The organism is Saccharothrix ecbatanensis, from assembly GCF_014205015.1.
Classification (GTDB): Bacteria; Actinomycetota; Actinomycetes; order Mycobacteriales; family Pseudonocardiaceae; genus Actinosynnema; species Actinosynnema ecbatanense.
In genome coordinates this window covers 2018605-2037125 of the sequence record NZ_JACHMO010000001.1, presented here as the reverse complement: position 1 = coordinate 2037125, position 18521 = coordinate 2018605, and the positions used below count along the sequence as shown (strand labels likewise).

General features: G+C 71.3%; 16 protein-coding genes. 3 read left to right on the top strand and 13 right to left on the bottom strand.

What is annotated here, in order from left to right; all coding sequences use genetic code 11:
- Window positions 1–64: 64 nt before the first annotated feature.
- Window positions 65–784 (top strand): TetR/AcrR family transcriptional regulator, encoded by a 720-nt coding sequence (locus F4560_RS08785; RefSeq protein ID WP_184918472.1) that lies wholly within the window; start codon window positions 65–67, stop codon window positions 782–784.
- A 33-nt stretch (window positions 785–817) separates the two neighbouring features.
- Here F4560_RS08785 and F4560_RS08780 read toward each other — a convergent pair whose 3' ends face one another.
- The 6 genes from F4560_RS08780 to F4560_RS08755 all read right to left on the bottom strand — a co-directional run bounded on the left by F4560_RS08780 (window position 818) and on the right by F4560_RS08755 (window position 4624).
- On the bottom strand, window positions 818–1579 hold the full coding sequence (locus F4560_RS08780) for an SGNH/GDSL hydrolase family protein (RefSeq protein WP_184918470.1): 762 nt from the start codon (window positions 1577–1579) through the stop codon (window positions 818–820).
- Between the two features lie 73 nt (window positions 1580–1652).
- The gene (locus F4560_RS08775; RefSeq protein WP_184918468.1) at window positions 1653–2345 is read right to left on the bottom strand and encodes a B3/B4 domain-containing protein; all 693 of its coding nucleotides are present in this window, start codon (window positions 2343–2345) and stop codon (window positions 1653–1655) included.
- Window positions 2346–2385: 40 nt separating this feature from the next.
- Entirely contained in the window at window positions 2386–2991 is a 606-nt protein-coding gene (locus F4560_RS08770; protein WP_184918466.1) for a LysE family translocator, read from the bottom strand.
- Window positions 2992–3169: 178 nt separating this feature from the next.
- The gene (locus tag F4560_RS08765; protein WP_184918464.1) at window positions 3170–3628 is read right to left on the bottom strand and encodes a hypothetical protein; all 459 of its coding nucleotides are present in this window, start codon (window positions 3626–3628) and stop codon (window positions 3170–3172) included.
- A gap of 87 nt (window positions 3629–3715) precedes the next feature.
- Window positions 3716–4177 carry a PaaI family thioesterase gene (locus F4560_RS08760; protein WP_312868873.1) on the bottom strand — a complete coding sequence of 154 codons (462 nt, stop codon included), beginning with the start codon at window positions 4175–4177 and terminating at the stop codon, window positions 3716–3718.
- 105 nt (window positions 4178–4282) lie between these two features.
- Window positions 4283–4624, bottom strand: a complete 342-nt coding sequence (locus F4560_RS08755; protein WP_184918460.1) for a VOC family protein — start codon at window positions 4622–4624, stop codon at window positions 4283–4285.
- A gap of 139 nt (window positions 4625–4763) precedes the next feature.
- On the opposite strand from F4560_RS08755, the gene F4560_RS08750 reads away from it, so the two are divergent.
- On the top strand, window positions 4764–5156 hold the full coding sequence (locus F4560_RS08750; RefSeq protein ID WP_184918459.1) for an HNH endonuclease: 393 nt from the start codon (window positions 4764–4766) through the stop codon (window positions 5154–5156).
- Here the strand turns inward: F4560_RS08750 and F4560_RS08745 are convergent.
- The 7 genes from F4560_RS08745 to F4560_RS08715 all read right to left on the bottom strand — a co-directional run bounded on the left by F4560_RS08745 (window position 5116) and on the right by F4560_RS08715 (window position 15070).
- Window positions 5116–5913, bottom strand: coding sequence for an FHA domain-containing protein (locus F4560_RS08745; RefSeq protein WP_312868871.1), 798 nt, complete (start codon window positions 5911–5913; stop codon window positions 5116–5118). The two genes, F4560_RS08750 and F4560_RS08745, sit on opposite strands and share 41 nt — an antisense overlap.
- A gap of 12 nt (window positions 5914–5925) precedes the next feature.
- Window positions 5926–7077, bottom strand: coding sequence for a serine/threonine-protein kinase (locus F4560_RS08740; RefSeq protein ID WP_184918457.1), 1152 nt, complete (start codon window positions 7075–7077; stop codon window positions 5926–5928).
- The gene (locus F4560_RS08735) at window positions 7074–9110 is read right to left on the bottom strand and encodes a transglutaminase TgpA family protein (protein WP_184918455.1); all 2037 of its coding nucleotides are present in this window, start codon (window positions 9108–9110) and stop codon (window positions 7074–7076) included. The genes F4560_RS08740 and F4560_RS08735 overlap by 4 nt, the downstream gene beginning before the upstream one ends.
- On the bottom strand, window positions 9107–10246 hold the full coding sequence (locus F4560_RS08730; RefSeq protein ID WP_184918453.1) for a DUF58 domain-containing protein: 1140 nt from the start codon (window positions 10244–10246) through the stop codon (window positions 9107–9109). Before F4560_RS08730 ends, F4560_RS08735 begins: the two co-directional genes overlap by 4 nt.
- 2 nt (window positions 10247–10248) lie before the next feature.
- Complete coding sequence (locus tag F4560_RS08725) at window positions 10249–11211, bottom strand: AAA family ATPase (protein WP_184918451.1); 963 nt, start codon at window positions 11209–11211, stop codon at window positions 10249–10251.
- Window positions 11212–11237: 26 nt separating this feature from the next.
- Window positions 11238–13364, bottom strand: coding sequence for a fibronectin type III domain-containing protein (locus tag F4560_RS46050; protein WP_184918449.1), 2127 nt, complete (start codon window positions 13362–13364; stop codon window positions 11238–11240).
- Between the two features lie 65 nt (window positions 13365–13429).
- Window positions 13430–15070 carry a serine/threonine-protein kinase gene (locus tag F4560_RS08715; protein WP_184918447.1) on the bottom strand — a complete coding sequence of 547 codons (1641 nt, stop codon included), beginning with the start codon at window positions 15068–15070 and terminating at the stop codon, window positions 13430–13432.
- Between the two features lie 223 nt (window positions 15071–15293).
- Here F4560_RS08715 and F4560_RS08710 point away from each other — a divergent pair, with 223 nt between their 5' ends.
- Complete coding sequence (locus F4560_RS08710; protein ID WP_184918445.1) at window positions 15294–18491, top strand: S8 family peptidase; 3198 nt, start codon at window positions 15294–15296, stop codon at window positions 18489–18491.
- Window positions 18492–18521 lie beyond the last annotated feature (30 nt).

Sequence of the window (18521 nt, the reverse complement as noted above, 5' to 3'; positions counted from 1 at the left end):
GTAACTGAGTCAGGTATACCGCGCTGGCGTAACGATGGCAAGCCCTGGGGTATATCATCGTTACATGGCGAGATCGACGCGGCAGCACATCCTCGACGTGACGGCGGACCTCCTCCGGGACACCGGCGTGGACTCGGTGTCCGTCCGCGACGTGTGCCAGGCCGCCGGGATCACCGCACCGACGCTGTACCACCACTTCGGGGACAAACGAGGGCTGCTCGAATCGGTCGCGTCCGAAGGCTTCGCGCGCTACCTGGCCGAGAAGAGCAGCCGCGAGCCGTCTGAGGACCCGCTCGACGACCTCGAAGCCGGGTGGGACGGCCACATCCGGTTCGGCCTCACGCACCCCGTGTTCTACGTGCTCATGTACGGCGGCACCAACTCGCACGAGCACCCCGCGGCACGGGAGGGGTTGCGGATGCTGCACGGCATCCTGGTCCGCCTCGCCGAACAGGGCCGACTGCTCGTCACGCCCGAGGAGGCCGTGCCCACCATCCACTCCGCGTGCGTCGGCACGGCGTTGACACTCGTCGCCGACCCGGACGCCCCGGCCCACGCCGACCTGTCCCGTCGAGTCCGCGATGCCGTGTTCGCCGCCGTCGTCAAGCAGGAGCAGCCGGCCGGACAACGGACAGAGGCGCTGCCCGACCGGGCACGGGCGCTGCTGGCAACCCTGAGCACCCACCGCGACCCGCCCCTGTCACCGGGCGAGCGACTGCTGCTGACCGAACTGCTCACGCGGCTGGCTTCCACCCCCGCGCCAGAGCGAGGCGTGGCCGACTGAACGGCGAGTGGCCGGTCCTGGGCCGCGGAGGCCTCAGACGCGCGGCTTGGCCTCGATCGAGACCCAGTCGGGGTGCTTGCCGGTCACGCCGTCACCAGACGAGATGCGCCGGATCCGGCGGCTCAGCCAGGGCAGCACGTGTTCGCGGTAGTAGCGGGTCTCGACGCGCAGGCTGCGGCGGGCGGCGGGGCCCGGGTCGACGGCGTGCGCCTCGGTGGTGTGCCCGAGGGCCATCAGGACCAGGGACGCGACCCGCTGGTGGCCGGCCGCGTTGAGGTGCAGCCGGTCCGGCGACCAGTACTCGGCCCGGCGGACCTCGACGTCGTTGAACGCGTCCACGAACAGGACGTCGTGCCGGGCGGCCAACTCGGCGATCGCCGCGGTCAGCACCACGCCGCGGCGGTGGACCGTGCGACCCAACGGCAGCCGCTGCGACGGGTCGGCCCCGCTGAGCAGCACCAACCGCACGCCGGCCGACGCACAGCGCCGGAACGCCCGTTCGGTCAGGTCCACGAGTCGGGTCAGGTCGACCCCGGCCCTCATCATGTCGTTGCCGCCACCGTTGAGGGTGAGCAGCGTGGGCGCCGGAGACAGGGCCAGTGCCGCGTCCAGTTGGGCGGTGGCGATCGGTTCGAGCAGGCGGCCCCGGATGGCCAGGTTGGCGTAGTGGACCGCCTCCCCGAGGGCGACGGCGAGCCCTTCCGCCACCAGGTCGGCCCAACCCCGGAGCGAGCCGTCCGGGCGCTCGTCGCCGAGCCCTTCGGTAAAGCTGTCACCGATGGCCACGTATCGCACTGCCGCTGCCTCCCCCGCCTGGAACGTCTCACCCAGCATATGAGGCGTTCGGCAAGACCTCGGCGGAGGTGAGTCAGATCTCGAACCGGGGCGACGACTCGGTCAGCACGGCGGTCGTCGCGTGCGCGCCCCAGATCGCGGCCAGTTCGCCGGAGACGGCCTCGATCAGCCGCGGCACGTCCGCCGCGGCCGACGGGTGCAGCGCCTCGGCGACGATCAGCACCGAACTCGTCGTGGACCGGGCCGCCGACGTGCGCGCCTGCCGATTGGTCCACCGGCGGGCGTGCGCCTGGTTCGACGCGTCCGCGAAGACGACCTCGCGCGGCTCCGGGTGCTCGATCTGCCCGGCGAACGTCTCGTAGGTCTCGTCGCCCAAAGCGTGCCGGACCTGGATGTGGCCGGCCACCTGGTCGGTGTCGAACACCGCGATCGGGATCGCGAACGCCACCGAGATCGCGTTGCAGATGTCGATCAGGGGGTGGATCTCCGGCAGCGACCGCTCCTTGCGGAAGCGCCGCAGCAACGACTCGGACGCGCACCGGTACTGCGTCGGCTTCAGGCCCATCCGGGAGAACACCCGCCGCCACGCCTGGATCTCCGGCAGCTCGCTCTCCGAACCGGTCCCGAGCCGGTCGGCCGCGATGTCGTAGTACGGCTTCACCCGGTCCGCGACGGAAGCGGACGCGTCGACGCCGCCGGCGGACAGCACGCCCGCCACCAGCTCGGGGAACTCCGCCCACACGTCCGTGGAGTGCTCGAAGTACATGGTCTCCTCATCGATCAGCGATACCGCCGCCGGCGGGACGTCATTCGAATGCCAACCGGGCCGCCAAGCCGACGAACGCGACGCCGAACGCCCGGCGGATCCACGTGAGGACGTTCGGCCGGGCGATGACGTGCTTGCGGATCATCACCGCGAACTGCCCGTAGCCGATGAACACGACCAGGGTCGCCAGCATGAAGACACCGCTGAGCGCGATCATGCGCACGAACGCGTTCGGGTCGGTCTGGGAGACGAACTGGGGCAGGAAGGCGAAGAAGAAGATGGTCAGCTTCGGGTTCAGGATGTTGATCAGGATGCCGGACAGGATCACCCGCCCCGCCGACCGTGGCTCGGTGTCCTCCGCGACGGTCAGCGCGTCCTTGTCCCGGATCGCCGCCCAGGCCATGTACAGCAGGTAGCCGACGCCCAGGTACTTCAGCACCTGGAACGCCGTCGGGCTGGCTTGCAGCACGGCCGCCAAGCCGGTGATCGCGGCGGCCATGTGGGGCACGATGCCGAGCGTGCAGCCGACCGCGGCGACGAAACTGGCCCGCGTCCCGCGCGACAACCCGGCGGCCATGGTGTACAGCACACCTGTACCCGGCGTGATGACCACGATCAACGTGGTCAGCATGAATTCGATGCTCACGTGTCCCCCGCACGACAGCCACCGCGGCAGGTACCGGTGAAGCGCTGACATCCGGTCGCCTTCGCGGTGTTCCTGACACCCCAGGTGATTCACCGTACGCCCCACCGGATCACCGATGCCCCCGGCCTGCCGTTCCGCGTCGAGAACCGTGCTGGAGGACGGCTCTTGGTCGGGGACCTCAGCGGCCTTCGGCGACCTCCGGCGGCACGGCGCAGTCCAGCTCGACCGCGATCATGCGTTCGGTGATCGGACGCTCGTCCACCACCGGCACGGCCCACTCGGGATCCCGCCCGGCGGCGAGGTCGTCGGCGTACCGGGCCCGCGCGTCCACGAGCATGCGCCAGTCGTCGAGCCACGCGGCCGTGGGGCGGTCGTCCTCGATCCGGTCTTCCCCCACCGCCCGCACGGTGTCGATCATCGCGATGACGGCGTCGTTGCGAGCCCGGATGGCCTGCACGGGCTCCCCGACCACCGCACCCACCTCACGGGTCATGGCAGCGCAGGCGCGCTCCGCCGCCTCAACGACGATGCGGTCCTGGATGAACTCCGGCCGATCGTGCTGCGCGTAGACCAGGAAGCCCGCCATATACAACGCAACGACCACCAGGGCGATGCCCACGCCCCGAAACCGCCTCATCCGATCCCCCGCGATGGTCGTGGCCCGCGCCGGTCAGCGAGGAGAGCCGAATTTCGTCAGATCGTAGCTGCGTAACGGAGGCGGAGTTCAGCTCGCTGCGGGCCGGGGGCGCCAGCGCTTCCACAGGGCGGTCGCTTCAGCACGGGGTTTGCCGTCCCAGATCAGGGAGACGTCCACTGTCATCTGCGCTTCGGACGCCTCACGCACTACCGCCCGTAGTTCGACCGACTCCGACAGTGGCGAAGGGCGCAGGTACCTCACGTCCAACCCGGCCGTCACGTACGGAAGCGCCGCCCCGGGGAGGGGCGGCCAGTCGCGGTGCTCGGCCTCCAGGACCACGGCTGCGGCGCTGTGGCAGTCCAGGATGGTGCAGATGATGCCGCCGTTGAGGAAGCCCAGGCCGTTGTCGTGTTCGGGCCACGGGGTGAACTCGGCGGTGACCGCGCCGTCGTCACCGGGGTAGCTGCGCAGCCGCAAGCCCTTCGGGTTGCCGTGTCCACAGCCGAAGCACGGCAAGTCGGGGTAGAGGCGTTCCTGGATGCTCGTCACGCCGTCCACAGTAGATGGACGTGCGCAGGGACTGTCGTGGCCACGGCGCCCGATCGGCGTGAGGCACCGACCGGGCACCCGAGGACCCCCCGGCCTCGGACGTCCCTACTTCCACTCGATGATCTGGAGGTAGTTCCCGTCCGGATCGGCGAACGTGCCGAACTTGCCCTTCTCCCGGTCCTCGACCGAGATCCACTCCACACCGGCCGCGTTCAGCTGGGCCTCCGCAGCGTCGAAGCCGTCGACGTGGAAGTTGAGGATCACGCGACCCGGTTCGCCGTTCTTCACGTCGACGTCGTCGCGCCCGTCGATGACCAGCAGGAACCCGCCGAGGTCGATCGGGCCGTCGCCGGTGAACTCCGGTGCCAGCGCCTTGATGTACCAGGCCCGCATCTCGGCGGGACGGGTCGTGCCGAGCAGCATGCTCCCGGGCTTCAGCGTCGTCATGTCGAATCTCCTCGGTTGTGTGTGCCGACCTCGATCGCAACCAGATGATTGCATGTGGACCGTTCGTGATGCAACCTACTAGTTGCAACTCACTCGATGTCGAACGGTGACGCAATAGCGAACGTCGTATAGTCGCGCGATGGTGAACGTGAGCCGCCGGGTTCGAGCCGCGCGCCGCCGGAAGCGTCGGATGGGCCGGGTCGAGCACGACCTGGACGACGTGCAGTGGCAAGCGCTTCAAGCGGCGTGGGGCGGTTGTGCCTACTGCGGTGCGAACGACGGGCCGTTGCAGCGGGACTGCGTGCTCGCGATCTCTCGTGGGGGCCGCTACACGTTGGACAACGTGGTCCCCGCGTGTCGTTCGTGCAACGCCAGCAAGTGCAACACCGAAGTGACCGCGTGGCTCCGGCGGAAGAAGCTCGACGAGGGCGCGTTCCTCCTCCGCCACGCCGAGATCGGAGCGACGCTGGTCGCCGATGAGGAGTCCCGCGTCACGCCCCCCAGTCCAGCAGCTCCAGGTCCTTCGGCGTGAGCGCGGTCGATCGCACGAGTTCCCGGAGCAGGTTGTCGTTCAGTGCATTGCCGACGGGTTCGCCGACCTCTTCGCGGGTCAGGCCGTGCACCCCTCGGCGGGACAGGCGGTCGCGCACGACGCTGACCCGGCGTTCGAGCTTCTTCGCGGTCCACCCCGCCTCAGGTTGGAGCTCGGCGAGCCGGAGCGCGGCTTCCTTCCACGTCAGCGGTTTGGGGTTGGGCTCGCGCAGCAGGTAGTTCCGGCCGAGGGCGACGAGCATCACCTTCTCGTCCGGGGTGAGCGCGTACGGCCGGGGCGGGTCGGTGTCGGCGTTGTGGCGGGACCGGGGCTGGTCGCCGTCGGCGCCGGTGACGTAGATCTCCAGCAGGTGTTCCCGGTCGCGCGAGCCGGGCACGTGCACCGGCGTGTACCCCTCGACCAGCGGAATCGCGCCCTCGTCTGCGAAAAGCCACTGCGAGCCGGGCATGCGGATCGGCCTGCGTCCCGTGTTGCGCAGCCACCACCGTCCCTTGTGGTGGGTCAGCTCGCCGTGCCTGCGGCTGACCTGCTGGTCGTCCTCACCCAGGCAGACGTGCACCAGCGGGCGGTTCCGTCCGAAGTAGACGGTCCGGCCGTCGCGCGGACCCACCGCGTACCCGCCGCCGAGGGCGAGCGCGTGCACGGACCCCGGCACGGCGCGCGTGACGCCGTGAGTCAGGCTGTTGTGTCCCCTGGGCAGCAAGAGTCCGCCCGAGTACTCCACTTTCGGCTCCACTCCCCGACCTCCTCACCTGTGGCAGACCGCCCCACGCAGGCCCTCGGTCTGACTCTCGAAGATCTCTTCCCCGCCGTTGGTGCCGCGCACCAGGAAGCAGTACTTGCGGGCCGGATCGGGATCGACGTCCACCGTCTTGGTGTTGCCGAACCCCACGGGAACCGTCCGGCCCGGCTCGCCTTCCAGCCAGACGCGGACCGCGAAGTACAGCCGGTCGTCCGTCGAACTCCAACTGAGCGCGACCTTGTCGCCCAGGTCGGTCGGCTCGTTCAACTCCACCACCGTTTCCTCCGCGGCCGTGATCGGCGGCGGCGGGGAGTTCGTCGCCGGCGGCTGCGGCGTGGCGCGCGGCCACAGCACGACCGCCAGCACGACGGCCGGCACCGCCACCACCGACAAGGCCGCGTACCAACGACGTCGCGCAGGCTTGTCCGGCGGCGTCTCGGGCACGTCGGCCGTCACCGGCGCCGTACGCCGCGCCGGATCGGGCGCCAGCATCCGGCCGATGATGGTGGAAAGCGCGATGGGGACGTCGGGCCTGCTGACGGCGGGCACCGGATCGCCGAGCACGCGCAGGATCCGCTCGCCGGTCAGCTCCCCGATCCGACTCGGGTGCGGCGACTTCCCGGTCAACGCGAAGTGCAGCACCGCGCCGAGCCCGTACACGTCGGTCGCCGCTTCGACCACGCCGGTGCGCAGCGTCTCCGGTGACACCCACTCGATACCGGCCAGCGGATCGCGCCGGAACTCCTGCCGCTGGACGACACCGAAGTCCGCCAGCACGGCCTCGCCGTTCGCGCGGAACAGCACGTTGGCCGGGGTGATCCCGCCGTGCAGCACGCCGAGCGCGTGCGCGGCGGCCAGTGCTCGTGACAGGGACCCGCACAGGGCGGCCACTTCCTCCGACGGCAGCGGCCCCTCCCTGCGCACGCGGCTCGCCAGCGAGTCGGCGCACAGCTCCATCCGGAAGGCGTGCTTGCTGCCGTCGACCAACTCCACGCCGTCCAGCGGCAGCACGGGTACGGCCAGCTCGGCGAGCTTGGCCCGTTCCCGCTCGATCGTCGAGAGCGTGCGCCGGTCGAACTTGCCGGGGAACACCTTCAACGCCATTCCCTCGACGGCGTACACCTCGGCGACCGGGCCAGTGCCCACGAGTTGGCTCATCGGATCACGAACACCGCCCTGATCCGCGCGCCGATCGAACGTCCGGCCAGCGTGCGGCGGATCTCCGCGACGGCCTTCCACGCGGCCATCACCGTGCCCTCGTCCGCACCGGCCCCCGACCACAACGCCGTGTCCAGGTGGACCGCGAGGCGGTGCAGACTGTCCACAACGGACCCACCGGAGACGGCGGCGAGGTCGCGGGCGGTCATGCCGGGCGTGATCCGGGCGCCATGCGCACCCAGCAGGTCACGTGCCTCCCACCAGGCCCCGACCACGCCGCGAACGCCGGTGAAGCGCTTGCGTCGCGCGGTCCGGACGAGCTTCGTGACCGGAATCCCCAGCAGCACCACCACGAACAGCGCGAGCGTGCCCGCCAAGCCCCACAGCGCCAGCATCCCGACCCCGGTCCAGGAACGCTTTTCGTCCACCGGTTCGGGCGCCGCCACGGGCGGGTCGGGCAGCTTCTCGTTCGGCGGCGGCAGTTCGGCCCGCGCCTTCGCCATGACCTCGGCCAGCTTGGTCGGCGCCGGACCCGCGTCACTCGCCGTGCCGGCCGGGTCGAGCGGCACCCAGCCGATGCCCTCCACCGCGACCTCGGGCCACGCGAGCACGTCCTTGTTGCGCACCACCGTTTCACCGTCCACCGGCTCCCGTGGCGCGCGGTACCCGACGGCCAACCGGGCCGGGATGCCGACGATCCGGGCGAGGACCACGTAGGACGCGGCGAACTGCTCGCTCGTCCCCCGCTTGGTGTCCTGGAGGAACTCGCGCAGGTGCGTCCAGCCGCTCCCGGTCGGCAGCTCCGAGCCGGTCGCGACCTTGTAGTTCTCGCTGAGGTACTGCTCCAGCACCAGCGCCGTCCGGAGCGTCGGCCGCGCGTCCTTGGTCGCGGTCGTCGCCAGTTGGGTGATCTTGTCCGGCACGGTGCCGAGGTCGCCGGTCGGCACGTCGGACGACACCGCGGCGTCCGCGAGGCCGGTCAGGTCGCCGACCGGCTCACGCCAGCGCAGCTCGTACTCCACCGGGCCACCGCGTTCCGGCAGCAGCAGGGCGCCGGTGTCCTGGTCGACGAAGGGCCGCACCGTGCCGTCCACCGAAGTGGGCATGGCCTGGCTCGGCAGCCACCGACCGTCGCCCGGAACGGTGACGCGCGCGGACTGCTGCGTCGTCGGCACGGTCGTCCCCGTCGGTGGCCCGATCTCCGCACCCAGCCTGCGGTAGCGGTCGCTCGTCGTCCACGTGACGCCGTCGAAGCCGTCCAGCACCACGAGCCGCCAGCGATCAACCGGAGCGTCGGTCGTGTACCGGAACACTTCCGTGTCCGGGTCGGACAACCGCGCCGCGACCTCGGCCAGCGGACTGACCTCCCTCGGCAGCGGAACCTGGGCGAACTGGTTCTGCCGCACCGAGTACGCGGGTCCGGTCGGCACCGCCATGGTGGCGACCCCGGCCACGACGCTCAGCCCGACCGTCAGCGCGACCGCCGAACGGGCCGGAGAGATGAACAACCCCGCGACGACGACCGCGTAGGCGAGCGCCACGAGCGTCGCCACCGTGCCCGACACAGCGATAAAGCTCTGGCTCACCAGGAGCAGCACCAGGCTCGGCAGCACGGCCGCGGCGGGCCAGCGCAGCAGCTCGATCCCCACCAAGGCGGTGAAGAGCACGAGCAACGGCACGAACAGCAGCAGGTCCGCATCCGGCCGCACGGGCCAGGTCGATTGCAGGGTGAGCTGCCAGGAATCGGTCACACCGGCGGCCAGCCGCGTGAGGCTGGTCGGGGTCGGCAGGCCGCTCAGGGTGGTGTCGAACAGCGCCAGTTCGACCAGGGCGAGCGCGCCCGCGACCAGCGCGAGCAGGGGCCGCCACGGCTGCAGCGCCGGAAACCGGAGGCTCAGCTCGAACACGACGTAGCAGGCCACGACGACGCCGACGACCGGCGCCACCAGCGCCCACAACCCGAACACCGGGGCGAACAGCAGACCCGGCACCGCGGTGGCGAGCAGCAGCCACACCGCGTGGCCCCTCGTCATGCGATCACCGTCTGCCACTGGCGGATCGCGTCCACGGCGTTCGCCGCGCGCAGCACCCGCACCCCCGGCACCCCCGGCTCGGCGCCGTGCGCCCCGACCACCAGGATCATGTCCCCGTACCGCGGCCTCATGCCGACGAGCGCCGCACGATCATCCGGCGTGACCGTCACCGCGGACGAGATCACCACGAACGTGCCGCCGCCGGCCCGCGCCAGCGTGGCGGGCAGGAGCGGCAGGCCCGCGTCCTCCGTCCGCGTCACGACGCACAGTTCCTCCAGGTACCGCTGGACCGCGTCCCACCCCGAGGTCGTGTCGACGTCGACACCGCCCGGCGTCACCAGCCGACACCGGTGATCGGCGTGGGCGGCGGCGACGACCAGGGACGCCGCGAGCTCGACCGCCTCCTCGAACTCCGGCGCCGTCATCTCGTGCCTGTCGTCCAGCAACACGGTGAACTGCGGCTGGTGCGGGTCCGCGTAGTCGCGGATCATCAGCTGCCCGGTCCGTGCCGTCGCTTTCCAGTGCAGGTGGCGGACCTCGTCACCCGGGACGTACGGACGCACCTCGCGGATGTCGAGCGACCCCCGCGGCGAGGTCTCCGTGGCTTCCCCGTCGTGGTGGTGCAGCGGAAGTCCGCCGATGACGGCGCCGACCGGGTGCGTCCGCGGGTACACCCACAGCGTCGCCATCTCGCCGAGGAACAGCTCGGACCGGCCCAGCCCGAGCGCGTCGGCGCGGAACAGGGTCAGCGGGCCGACGTCGTGCCTGCCCCGCCGCCCGGTCGGCAACTCGTTCATGTAGGGCTGTTCCGCACCGGCGGCGAGCGGCCGGACCGCGACGGTCACCCGGTCCTCGCCGACCCGGTCGACCGCGGTGAAGCCGCTCTGCCGCCGGGTGCCGGGGTTGTGGACGCGCAGCGTGATCACGGCCCGGCCATCCCGCTCGACCCGGTCGGGGAACAGCTCGCGGATGACCTCCACCCGGGGCTTCCGCCCGGCGACACCGAGCGCGGCGACCACCGCACCCACCGCGATCGCGCCCAACGTGACCAGCAACGGGTAGCCCGCGACCAGACCGAGCGCGATGAGCACCACCGCGACCGCGAGGGTGCACACACCCCGTCGGGTCAGCCGCATGGTCAGGCTCCCGCCACGGTCGTGACCGCGACCGGCGCCGGGATCTCGGCCAGCAGGTCGGCCACGATGCCCTCGGCCTTCCGCTGCCGCAGTTCCGCCTCCGGCTTGAGGATCAGCCGGTGGTCGAGCACCGGGTGCGCGACCTCCTTGATGTCGTCGACCGTCACGAACATGCGCCCGTACGTCGCCGCGAGCGCCTGTGCCGCGCGGACGAGCGCGATGGTGCCGCGCGGGCTCGCGCCGTACCGGACCTCGGAGTGGTGCCGGGTCGAGGAGGTGATGCTCGTCGCGTAGTCGATCACCGCGTGCTCGATCCGGGCGGCGCGCACCTGCGTGATGGCGCTCTGCAACGTCGGGAGGTCCACCACGGCCTCGAGCTCGTCCGGATCGACACCGGCGCGGTCGCTCATGACCACCAGCACCTCGGACGCCCGGTCCGGGTACCCCATCCGCAGCCGCATCAGGAACCGGTCGAGCTGCGCCTCCGGCAGCCGGTACGTGCCCGCCATCTCGATCGGGTTCTGCGTGGCGATCACCAGGAACGGCCTCGGCACGTCGTGGCGCACCGCGTCGACCGTGACCCGCTGCTCCGACATCACCTCCAGCAACGCCGACTGGGTCTTCGGGGTGCCTCGGTTGATCTCGTCGGCCAGCACGACGTTCGCGAACACGCTGCCCGGGTGGAACGCGAACTTCTCGTCGCGCTGGTGGTACACCTGCACACCGGTGATGTCGCCGGGCAGCAGGTCGGGCGTGAACTGGATCCGGTTCCAGGTGCCGCCGATGCTGCGCGCCAGGCACCGGGCGAGCGTGGTCTTGCCGAGTCCCGGCACGTCCTCGATGAGGAGGTGGCCCTCGCTGAACAGCGCGGCCACGGCGAGCCGGACGACCTGCGGCTTGCCCCGGACGACCTTCTGGACGTTCGCCGCGATCAGCTCGTATACCTGACCGGGAGTCTTCGTCACGATTTCCCTTTCCTTGACTGGAGAACTCACCAGGGCTGATCGTTCGACCGGACCGGAGTGATCGGGGTGCCCTCTCGGTGGGTCACCACGACCCACACCGTTTCCCCGGTGCCGGCGTAGGCGAACCGTTCGAAGCTCGAGCTACCGTTGGCATCGGTCCTCGTTGTGTACCCCTCGTTGCCGTATTCGGCATTGGTGCTGTAAGGCTTGACGGTGTAGTGGGTGTTGGGGTCGAATCCGGTCAGGACGACGTCCATCCACGCGCAACTGTCGTTGACATCACCGCAGTACTCCTCGGTGAGACGGCCCTTGCTTAGGCTGACCACCGACGCGGGCACGGCTTGGTGGGTGGCCGAGGCGGGCGCGCCGTTGAGGAACTGCCCGTCCGGGGTCCTGGTCACCGCGGCCACCGTGAAGGTGACGGCCTGGGTTGCCGGCACCTGCGGGTACACGACCTGGGTTCCGGGCATCTGCTGCGTGCCCAGGCCGGTGGCGGTGACCGTGTAGTGCACCAGCGTGCCGCCGTTGAGCGCGGGCTGCGCCCAGGTCAGCGTGACGTCCCGGGCCGGCCGGGCGTTCGCGTTGTAGCTCGCCTGCACGTTGACCGGCGCCGCGGCCGGTGAGACCGGTGCGGTCGGCGTGACGGGACCGGTCGACGCGCCGGGGCCGGTGCCCATCTGGTTCGTCGCGGCCACGGTGAAGGTGTAGCTCACGCCGTTGGCCAGGCCGTTGACCTGGTACGCGCCCGCTCCGCCGCCGACCGGGACGGACCCGGCCTGACCGTTGCTCCCCTGCCAGGACACCACGTACGAGGTGATCGGCGCACGGTTGTCCGGCGCGGCGCCCCACGTGACGGTGGCCGACCCGTTGCCGGGCTGGGCGGCGACTCCGACCGGGGCACCGGGACGGCTCGGCGGCACCGGGGGCGGCGGGGGCGGCGTCGTCCGCTCGGGCGTGGGGATCCGGGGCGGCAGTCCCGTCCGGTTCGGGTTGGGCGGCTGACCGGTGTTGTTGGCCTGCCCCGACTGGTCGGACGTCTTCGTGGTGGTCGGCCCGGTCGACGTGGCCGCCTTTCGGGTCACGTCGACATTCGTCACCTTGCCGTCATCGGCGACCACCAACACCTGCGTGCCGTTGGTGTCCTCGACGTAGACGCGCTTGTCCTCGCCCACGGACAGCGCCGGCTCGCCCGTCTTGTCCTTGAGCGGCTTCTCGTCCTTCCGCTTGCCGTCCGGGCTGTAGGTCAGCACCGTGCCGTTCTGCCGGTCCACCAGCGCGACGACCTCACCCGTCGACACCGGGCCGTCGTAGTCCCCGGTGCCGAGCGCGACCGTCACCGACTTGGCCGGTGTGGTCGTGGTGTCCACCATGACCAGGCTGCTCTGCGCCGGGCCCGGGTCGAGGATGGCCAGCCGGCCGTTCGCGTCCTGTGCGGCGGGTCGGGAGTTGGGCGACAGCTGGACGCCGAGGTCGACGCCCTCGCCGAGCGTGTCGCCGTCGATGGTGTGCAGCTTGCTCGTGAACAGGTCGAGGAACGCGGGCCGATCGTCCACGATGGTCAGCGCGCCCGCGTGGTCCGGCGGCGCGGACACCGGGCAGCCCGAGACCTCGACCGCGTCCTTGGCCAGCGTGCAGATCTGGCCCTTTCCGGTGAGGTGGAACCACATCGTGCCGTCCGGGGTGACCACCGGGCTGCCGATCGCACCATCGGTGGGGATCGACGCGGCCGGGTCGCCGAGCCGGATGATCCGGCCGGTGTTGGGGTAGACCGCGTACGGTCCGCCGACGACCTCGATGCCCAGCGGGATCTCGTCCGAGGGTGGTTTGTCGGACTGCCGCGGTGACAGCGACTCCTTGTCGAACTCGGTGATCCGGGCCGGGCCGACCACCCAGCCGCTGGTGTCGCTCTGGAGGACCTGGCTGCCCACTTCGGCGTCGATCGGGAACTCGGCGTCGAGGTTGCCCGTCGCGCCGTCGACGTGGAACACCATCCCCAGGACCGAGTTGTACATCCAGTGGCCGGTGTTCGCGAACTTCGCGGCCGCCAGCGGTGGCGTCACTCCGGCCACGACCGCGCCCACAGTCGCCACGCACACGACGGCGATCATGACGAACGGCTGACTCGCGCGGGCCGCCGAGCGTTTGCTGGTCACGGGGCGGGATGGTACCGACGGTGTCCGGGGACCGGTCCCCGGCTTCACTACCTGCCGTTTCATCACTAAACCAGGCGGAAGCTGTCGTGGATACCGGCGATCAGCGGTTCCGCTGCCGCCCACTGCTCCGCCAGCGTTCCGGAGTCACTGGCGTACAGCGAGAACGTCAGTTTGTAGAGCCCTCCGGACGCCGCCATGGCCCTCGTCCGCGTGCGGTAGTAGACGCCGCCGGTGCGGTAGGTGCACTCGAAGACCGCCAACGAGGCGTTGCCGGACAACCCGATCTTTTCGTAGTCGGAGTTCTGCGGTCGCGTCCGCTGGGCCTTTTCTTCGGCCGTCAGCAAGTCGAGAGCCGGCACCACGGGCTTGACGGTGTTCCGCTGCACCTCCACCTTCAAGGCGCCGACCTTCGGGTCGGTCGGCTTGCCACCCCAGGAGACAGAGCTGAATGCGCCGTCGATCGAGGAGGAACGCTGCCAGTCGGGCGGGATGCCGATCTCGAAGCCCAGGCGTTCCTCGTAGGGCTTCAGCTCGACGTCCGAAGTGCCGCTCGTGGTCGCCGAGGCCAAGGTGGTCGTCGACGGCCCGGCGCCCTGACCGCCCGGTGGCAGGTTCGCCACCACCACGGCCACCACCACAGCCGCGGCCATGGCGCCGACCACGATCAGCGGCACACGATTCGACCGCGGCTTGGCGGGCCAGGTCGGGGGCAGGGTGGGCGCGTCCGGCGCGACCCGTCCCGGTGTGGGCTGCGGCAGGAAGGGCGGCACCCCGGTGCGGGTGTTGGGCACGGTGCCGTGGGCGACCGTCAGCTCAGCGGCCGGGTTGACCACCCTGGTCGGGTACTCCAGCCGGACCCTGGTCCCGGGCGGCGCCGAGGCCGGCAGTGCCGCGATCTCGGTCAGCCTCTCGATGGCGTTCTTGGCCGACATGCGCTCGGCGGGTTTCTTGCGGAGCAGCCCGTCGATCACCGGCCCCAACCGGCCGACCTTCGGATCCGGGTTGGGCTCCCAGGACAGCACCGCACCCAGCGTGGCCTGGACGTCACCGCGGGAGAACGGCGTCCGGCCGACGACCATGCCGTAGAGCATGATGCCGACCGACCACAGGTCGGACGCGGGCGCTGCCTCGTCGCCCCTGATCCGCTCCGGCGAGATGTACTCCGGCACGCCGGGAAGCTGGCCGGTCGCGGTCAGCACCGAGTCGCCGTCGATCAACGCGATCCCGAAATCGGTGAGCACGACCTGGTCGTCGACGAGCATGACGTTGCCCGGTTTGACGTCCCGGTGCAGCACGCCGTTGGTGTGGGCGTAGTCGAGGGCTTCGAGGACCTGGATCCCGATCCGGGCGGCCCTGTCCACCGGCATCGGACCGTCGGCCTCCAGGGTTTCGCTGAGCGAGCGCCCGTGGAGGAGCTCCATCACGATCAGCGGCAGACCACCGCCGTCGGTCACCACGTCGTGGACGGTGATGACCCTGGGATGCTTGCTCAGCTTCGCGGCGGCTCTCGCCTCCCGCAACGCGCGCCGCACCTCCGGATCGTCGTCACGGATCACCCGCCCCCTCGGCGGCACGATTTCCTTGATGGCCACCTCTCTGTCGAGGTACTCGTCATGCGCACACCAGACGATGCCCATTCCACCCCGACCGAGCGCCCGGCGCAGGCGGTAACGCGCAGCGACCAGTCTCCCCTCGCCCTCAGTCACGACAGCAATATACCGACCACTTTCCGTCGCCGAACACCATTCCCACCCGCATGGAGGCGGCCGGAATCCGGTATGGGGCGACCACCGCCGATACCGACACCGCGCGGCCGAATTTCCGCCAAGGCATGTTCACAACACGTTGTTCAGCCCGAGGGGAACGAACCTGAACACGCGCTTCACCGCTTGACTCCGGATCGGTACCGGAGCGATCGAGGAGGTCCGAGTGGCGCGAAGAGCAAGGGCGCTGGCGCTGGCCGTCGTACTGGCGGGAGCGGCGGCGCCCGCCGAAGCCGCACCGGACAGGACACCGCCGGCCGCCCCGGACAGGACCGCGTCCGGCGACGCGCAGGTCAGGACATCACAGGGCAAGGCAACGCAGTGGGACCGGAAGACCGTCACCCTCGTCACCGGCGACCGGGTCGTCCTCGACGGCGACCGGCTCGTCTCGGTCACCCCCGGCGCGCACCGGAAGGACGTCTCGTTCCAGGTCACCCGGCACGCGGGCCGCCTGCGCGTCGTGCCGACCGACGTGGCGTCGGCGCTGGCCGAGGGGCGAGTTGACCAGCGGCTGTTCGACGTCACCGGGCTGGTCGAGGCGGGCTACGACGACGCGCGGCGCGACACCGTGCCGGTGATCGTCTCCGGTGGACGACCGCCGTCCGGCGCGCGGGTGGCCGGAGCGCTGCCCGCCGTGGACGCGGTGGCGGCCGAGGTGTCGAAGGCGACCGGGTGGCTGGAGCTGCCCGAGGGCGGCGGCAAGGTGTGGCTGGACGGGGTGGCCCGCCCGCTGCTGGACCGCAGCACCACGCAGGTCGGGGCGCCGGCGGCGTGGGCTGCGGGGCTGACCGGCGCGGGCGTGACCGTCGCGGTGGTCGACACGGGCGTGGACGGCGATCACCCGGACCTGGTCGGGAGGGAGGTCGCCGGGCGCGACTTCACCCACGAGCAGGACGGGATCGACCGCTACGGCCACGGCACGCACGTCGCGGCCACGATCGCGGGCCACCGCGCGCCCTACCGGGGTGTCGCGCCGGACGCGCGGCTGCTCGACGCCAAGGTGTGCGACGCGGCCGGGCTGTGCCCCGAGTCGGCGATCATCGAGGGGATGCGCTGGGCCGCGGAACAGGGCGCGGACGTGGTGAACATCAGCCTGGGACTGCGCCCCAGTGACGACGTCGACCCGGTGGAAGCGGCCGTCGACGCCCTGTCCGCGAGCCACGGCACGCTGTTCGTCGTCTCGGCGGGCAACGACGGGGACGGTGCGGCCACCGTGCTCTCCCCCGGCACCGCCGACTCGGCGCTGACCGTCGGCGCGGTGGAGCGCGACGACTCGCTGGCCGAGTTCTCCAGCCGAGGCCCGAGGGTCGCCGACGGCGCGGTCAAGCCCGACATCACCGCACCTGGCGTGGACATCGTCGCGGCGAAGTCGAGCGCCGGCGGCCTGCTCGGCACGCCGGTCGGCGATCGGCACATGGCCCTGTCCGGCACGTCGATGGCCTCACCTCACGTCGCGGGCGCAGCGGCCCTGCTGGCGCAGCGGCACCCCGACTGGGGCGGCGCGCGGCTCAAGGCGTCGCTGACCGCGTCCGCGCGGCCGAACCCGGCGCTGAGCGTGTACGAACAGGGCTCGGGCCGCCTGGACATCGCCGCCGCGCTGTCCACGACGGTCACCAGCGAGCCGACGTCGGTCACGCTCGGCCTGCACGAGTGGCCGCACGGCGACGACGTGCCCGTCACGAAACCGTTGGTCTACCGCAACGACGGCACGCAGCCGATCACGCTCGACCTGAACGTGCGGGCGCGTGGGCCGGACGGCGCGGAGCACCCGGTGTTCTCGGTGTCCCCGGCGCGGATCACCGTGGCCGCGGGCGGCACCGCCGAGGTGGCCGTGACGGGTGATTCGCGGCAGGGGTCCGTGGACGGCGCGTACTCGGGGACGGTGGTCGCCATGACGGGCGGCGCGGAAGTGCTGCGGACGCCGGTCGGGCTCGACCGGGAGGTGGAGAGCTACCCGATCACCTTCGACTACCCCGGCACGCCCGAGGGCAAGGGGGCCACGACCGTGGTGAACCTGGCCACCGGCGTGGGGACCTACGTGCGGGACAACACCGCGCGGCTGCCCAAGGGCAATTACGTGGTGCAGTCGCTGATGGGTCCGGAGATGGGCCCGCACACCATCATCACCCAGCCCGACCTGCGGGTGGAGGGGGCGACGCGCGTGGTCCTCGACGCACGTTCGGCGGGACCGCTGGAGGTCGTCGCGCCCGACCCGGCGGCGGTGCCGGACGAGCACAGCCTGGCGGTCGATCGCAGGTCGGGCGACGACGCCGTGAGCATGTCCGTGTACTACCCCGGCGCTTTCCCGGCCGGGACGCGGGTGGGCCACGCGGGACCGTCGCTGCCGGCCGGCGAGCTGGACGTGTTCGTGTCGGCGTCGTCGGCGAGCCCGTCGGCGTCCTACTGGCTGGGGTGGACCGAGCAGGGCCGGGTGCCCGACGGGTTCGTGCGCCGGCCGCGTGAGTCGGACCTGGCGAGGGTGCGCACCACGGTCGCCCTGAAGGACCTCGGAGGCCTGCGGGAGCTGGCCGGCTACGTGGTCGCGCCGTCCGGGGAGCCCGGTCCGGCCTTCTACGCGGACGTGTCCTCTACGCCCACCTCGACCAGGTACACGACACCACGCACCACCTGGCAGACGGTGTTGTTCGACGAGGGGGGTCTGATGAACGGGAACGAGGAGCGGTACGGCGCGGGCCGGACGTACGACCGGTCGTTCGGCGCGCCCGTCATCGGTCCGGTGATGTACTCCGGCGCCTACCCGAACCTGACGCGCGCCGGGAACGAGGTGGCGGTGTCGCTGTCGCTGTTCGGCGACCGGGAGGGCAACGAGGGTTACTCCCGGACCACGTCCGCGCGGACCGCGCTGTACCGCGACGGGAAACTGGTGGGAGAGAACGACAGCAGCGGGCACGGGGCGTTCGCGGTGCCGCCGGGACCCGCCGTGTTCCGGGTGCGGACCGAGGTGACGCGTGCGCCGGAGATGTCGGACTTCAGCACGCGCATCGTCGTGGACTGGACGTTCCGCTCGAACACGACCACCCGTGAACGGCGGCTGCCGATGTCGGTGGTGCGGTTCACCCCGGAGCTGGACCACACGGGCAGCGCGCCCGCGAACCGGCCGCTGACCGTGCCGCTGGTGGTGGACGGCCAACGCGGCGTGGACAACGCGCCGCTGCGGAACTTCCGCGTGGAGGTGTCCTACGACGACGGGGCGAGCTGGGGGGACCTCCCGGTGCTCGGGCGCTCGGCGCTGGTGGGCAACCGGGCCATGCCGGGGACGTTCGCCTCGCTGCGCGTGCACGCCACCGACGACCGGGGCGGCGCGTTGAGCCAGACCGTGATCAGGGCCTACCGGCTCGGCTGACGGTCCGCGACGGTGTCGGGCGGGCGCGGC

Excerpts from the sequence above, each read along its gene's own strand:
- F4560_RS08740 (WP_184918457.1), bottom strand. The coding sequence starts at position 7,077 with ATGAGCCAACTCGTGGGCACTGGCCCGGTCGCCGAGGTGTACGCCGTC.
- F4560_RS08765 (WP_184918464.1), bottom strand. The coding sequence starts at position 3,628 with ATGAGGCGGTTTCGGGGCGTGGGCATCGCCCTGGTGGTCGTTGCGTTG.
- F4560_RS08735 (WP_184918455.1), bottom strand. The coding sequence starts at position 9,110 with ATGACGAGGGGCCACGCGGTGTGGCTGCTGCTCGCCACCGCGGTGCCG.
- F4560_RS08730 (WP_184918453.1), bottom strand. The coding sequence starts at position 10,246 with ATGCGGCTGACCCGACGGGGTGTGTGCACCCTCGCGGTCGCGGTGGTG.
- F4560_RS08750 (WP_184918459.1), top strand. The coding sequence starts at position 4,764 with ATGGTGAACGTGAGCCGCCGGGTTCGAGCCGCGCGCCGCCGGAAGCGT.
- F4560_RS08755 (WP_184918460.1), bottom strand. The coding sequence starts at position 4,624 with ATGACGACGCTGAAGCCCGGGAGCATGCTGCTCGGCACGACCCGTCCC.
- F4560_RS08775 (WP_184918468.1), bottom strand. The coding sequence starts at position 2,345 with ATGTACTTCGAGCACTCCACGGACGTGTGGGCGGAGTTCCCCGAGCTG.
- F4560_RS08785 (WP_184918472.1), top strand. The coding sequence starts at position 65 with ATGGCGAGATCGACGCGGCAGCACATCCTCGACGTGACGGCGGACCTC.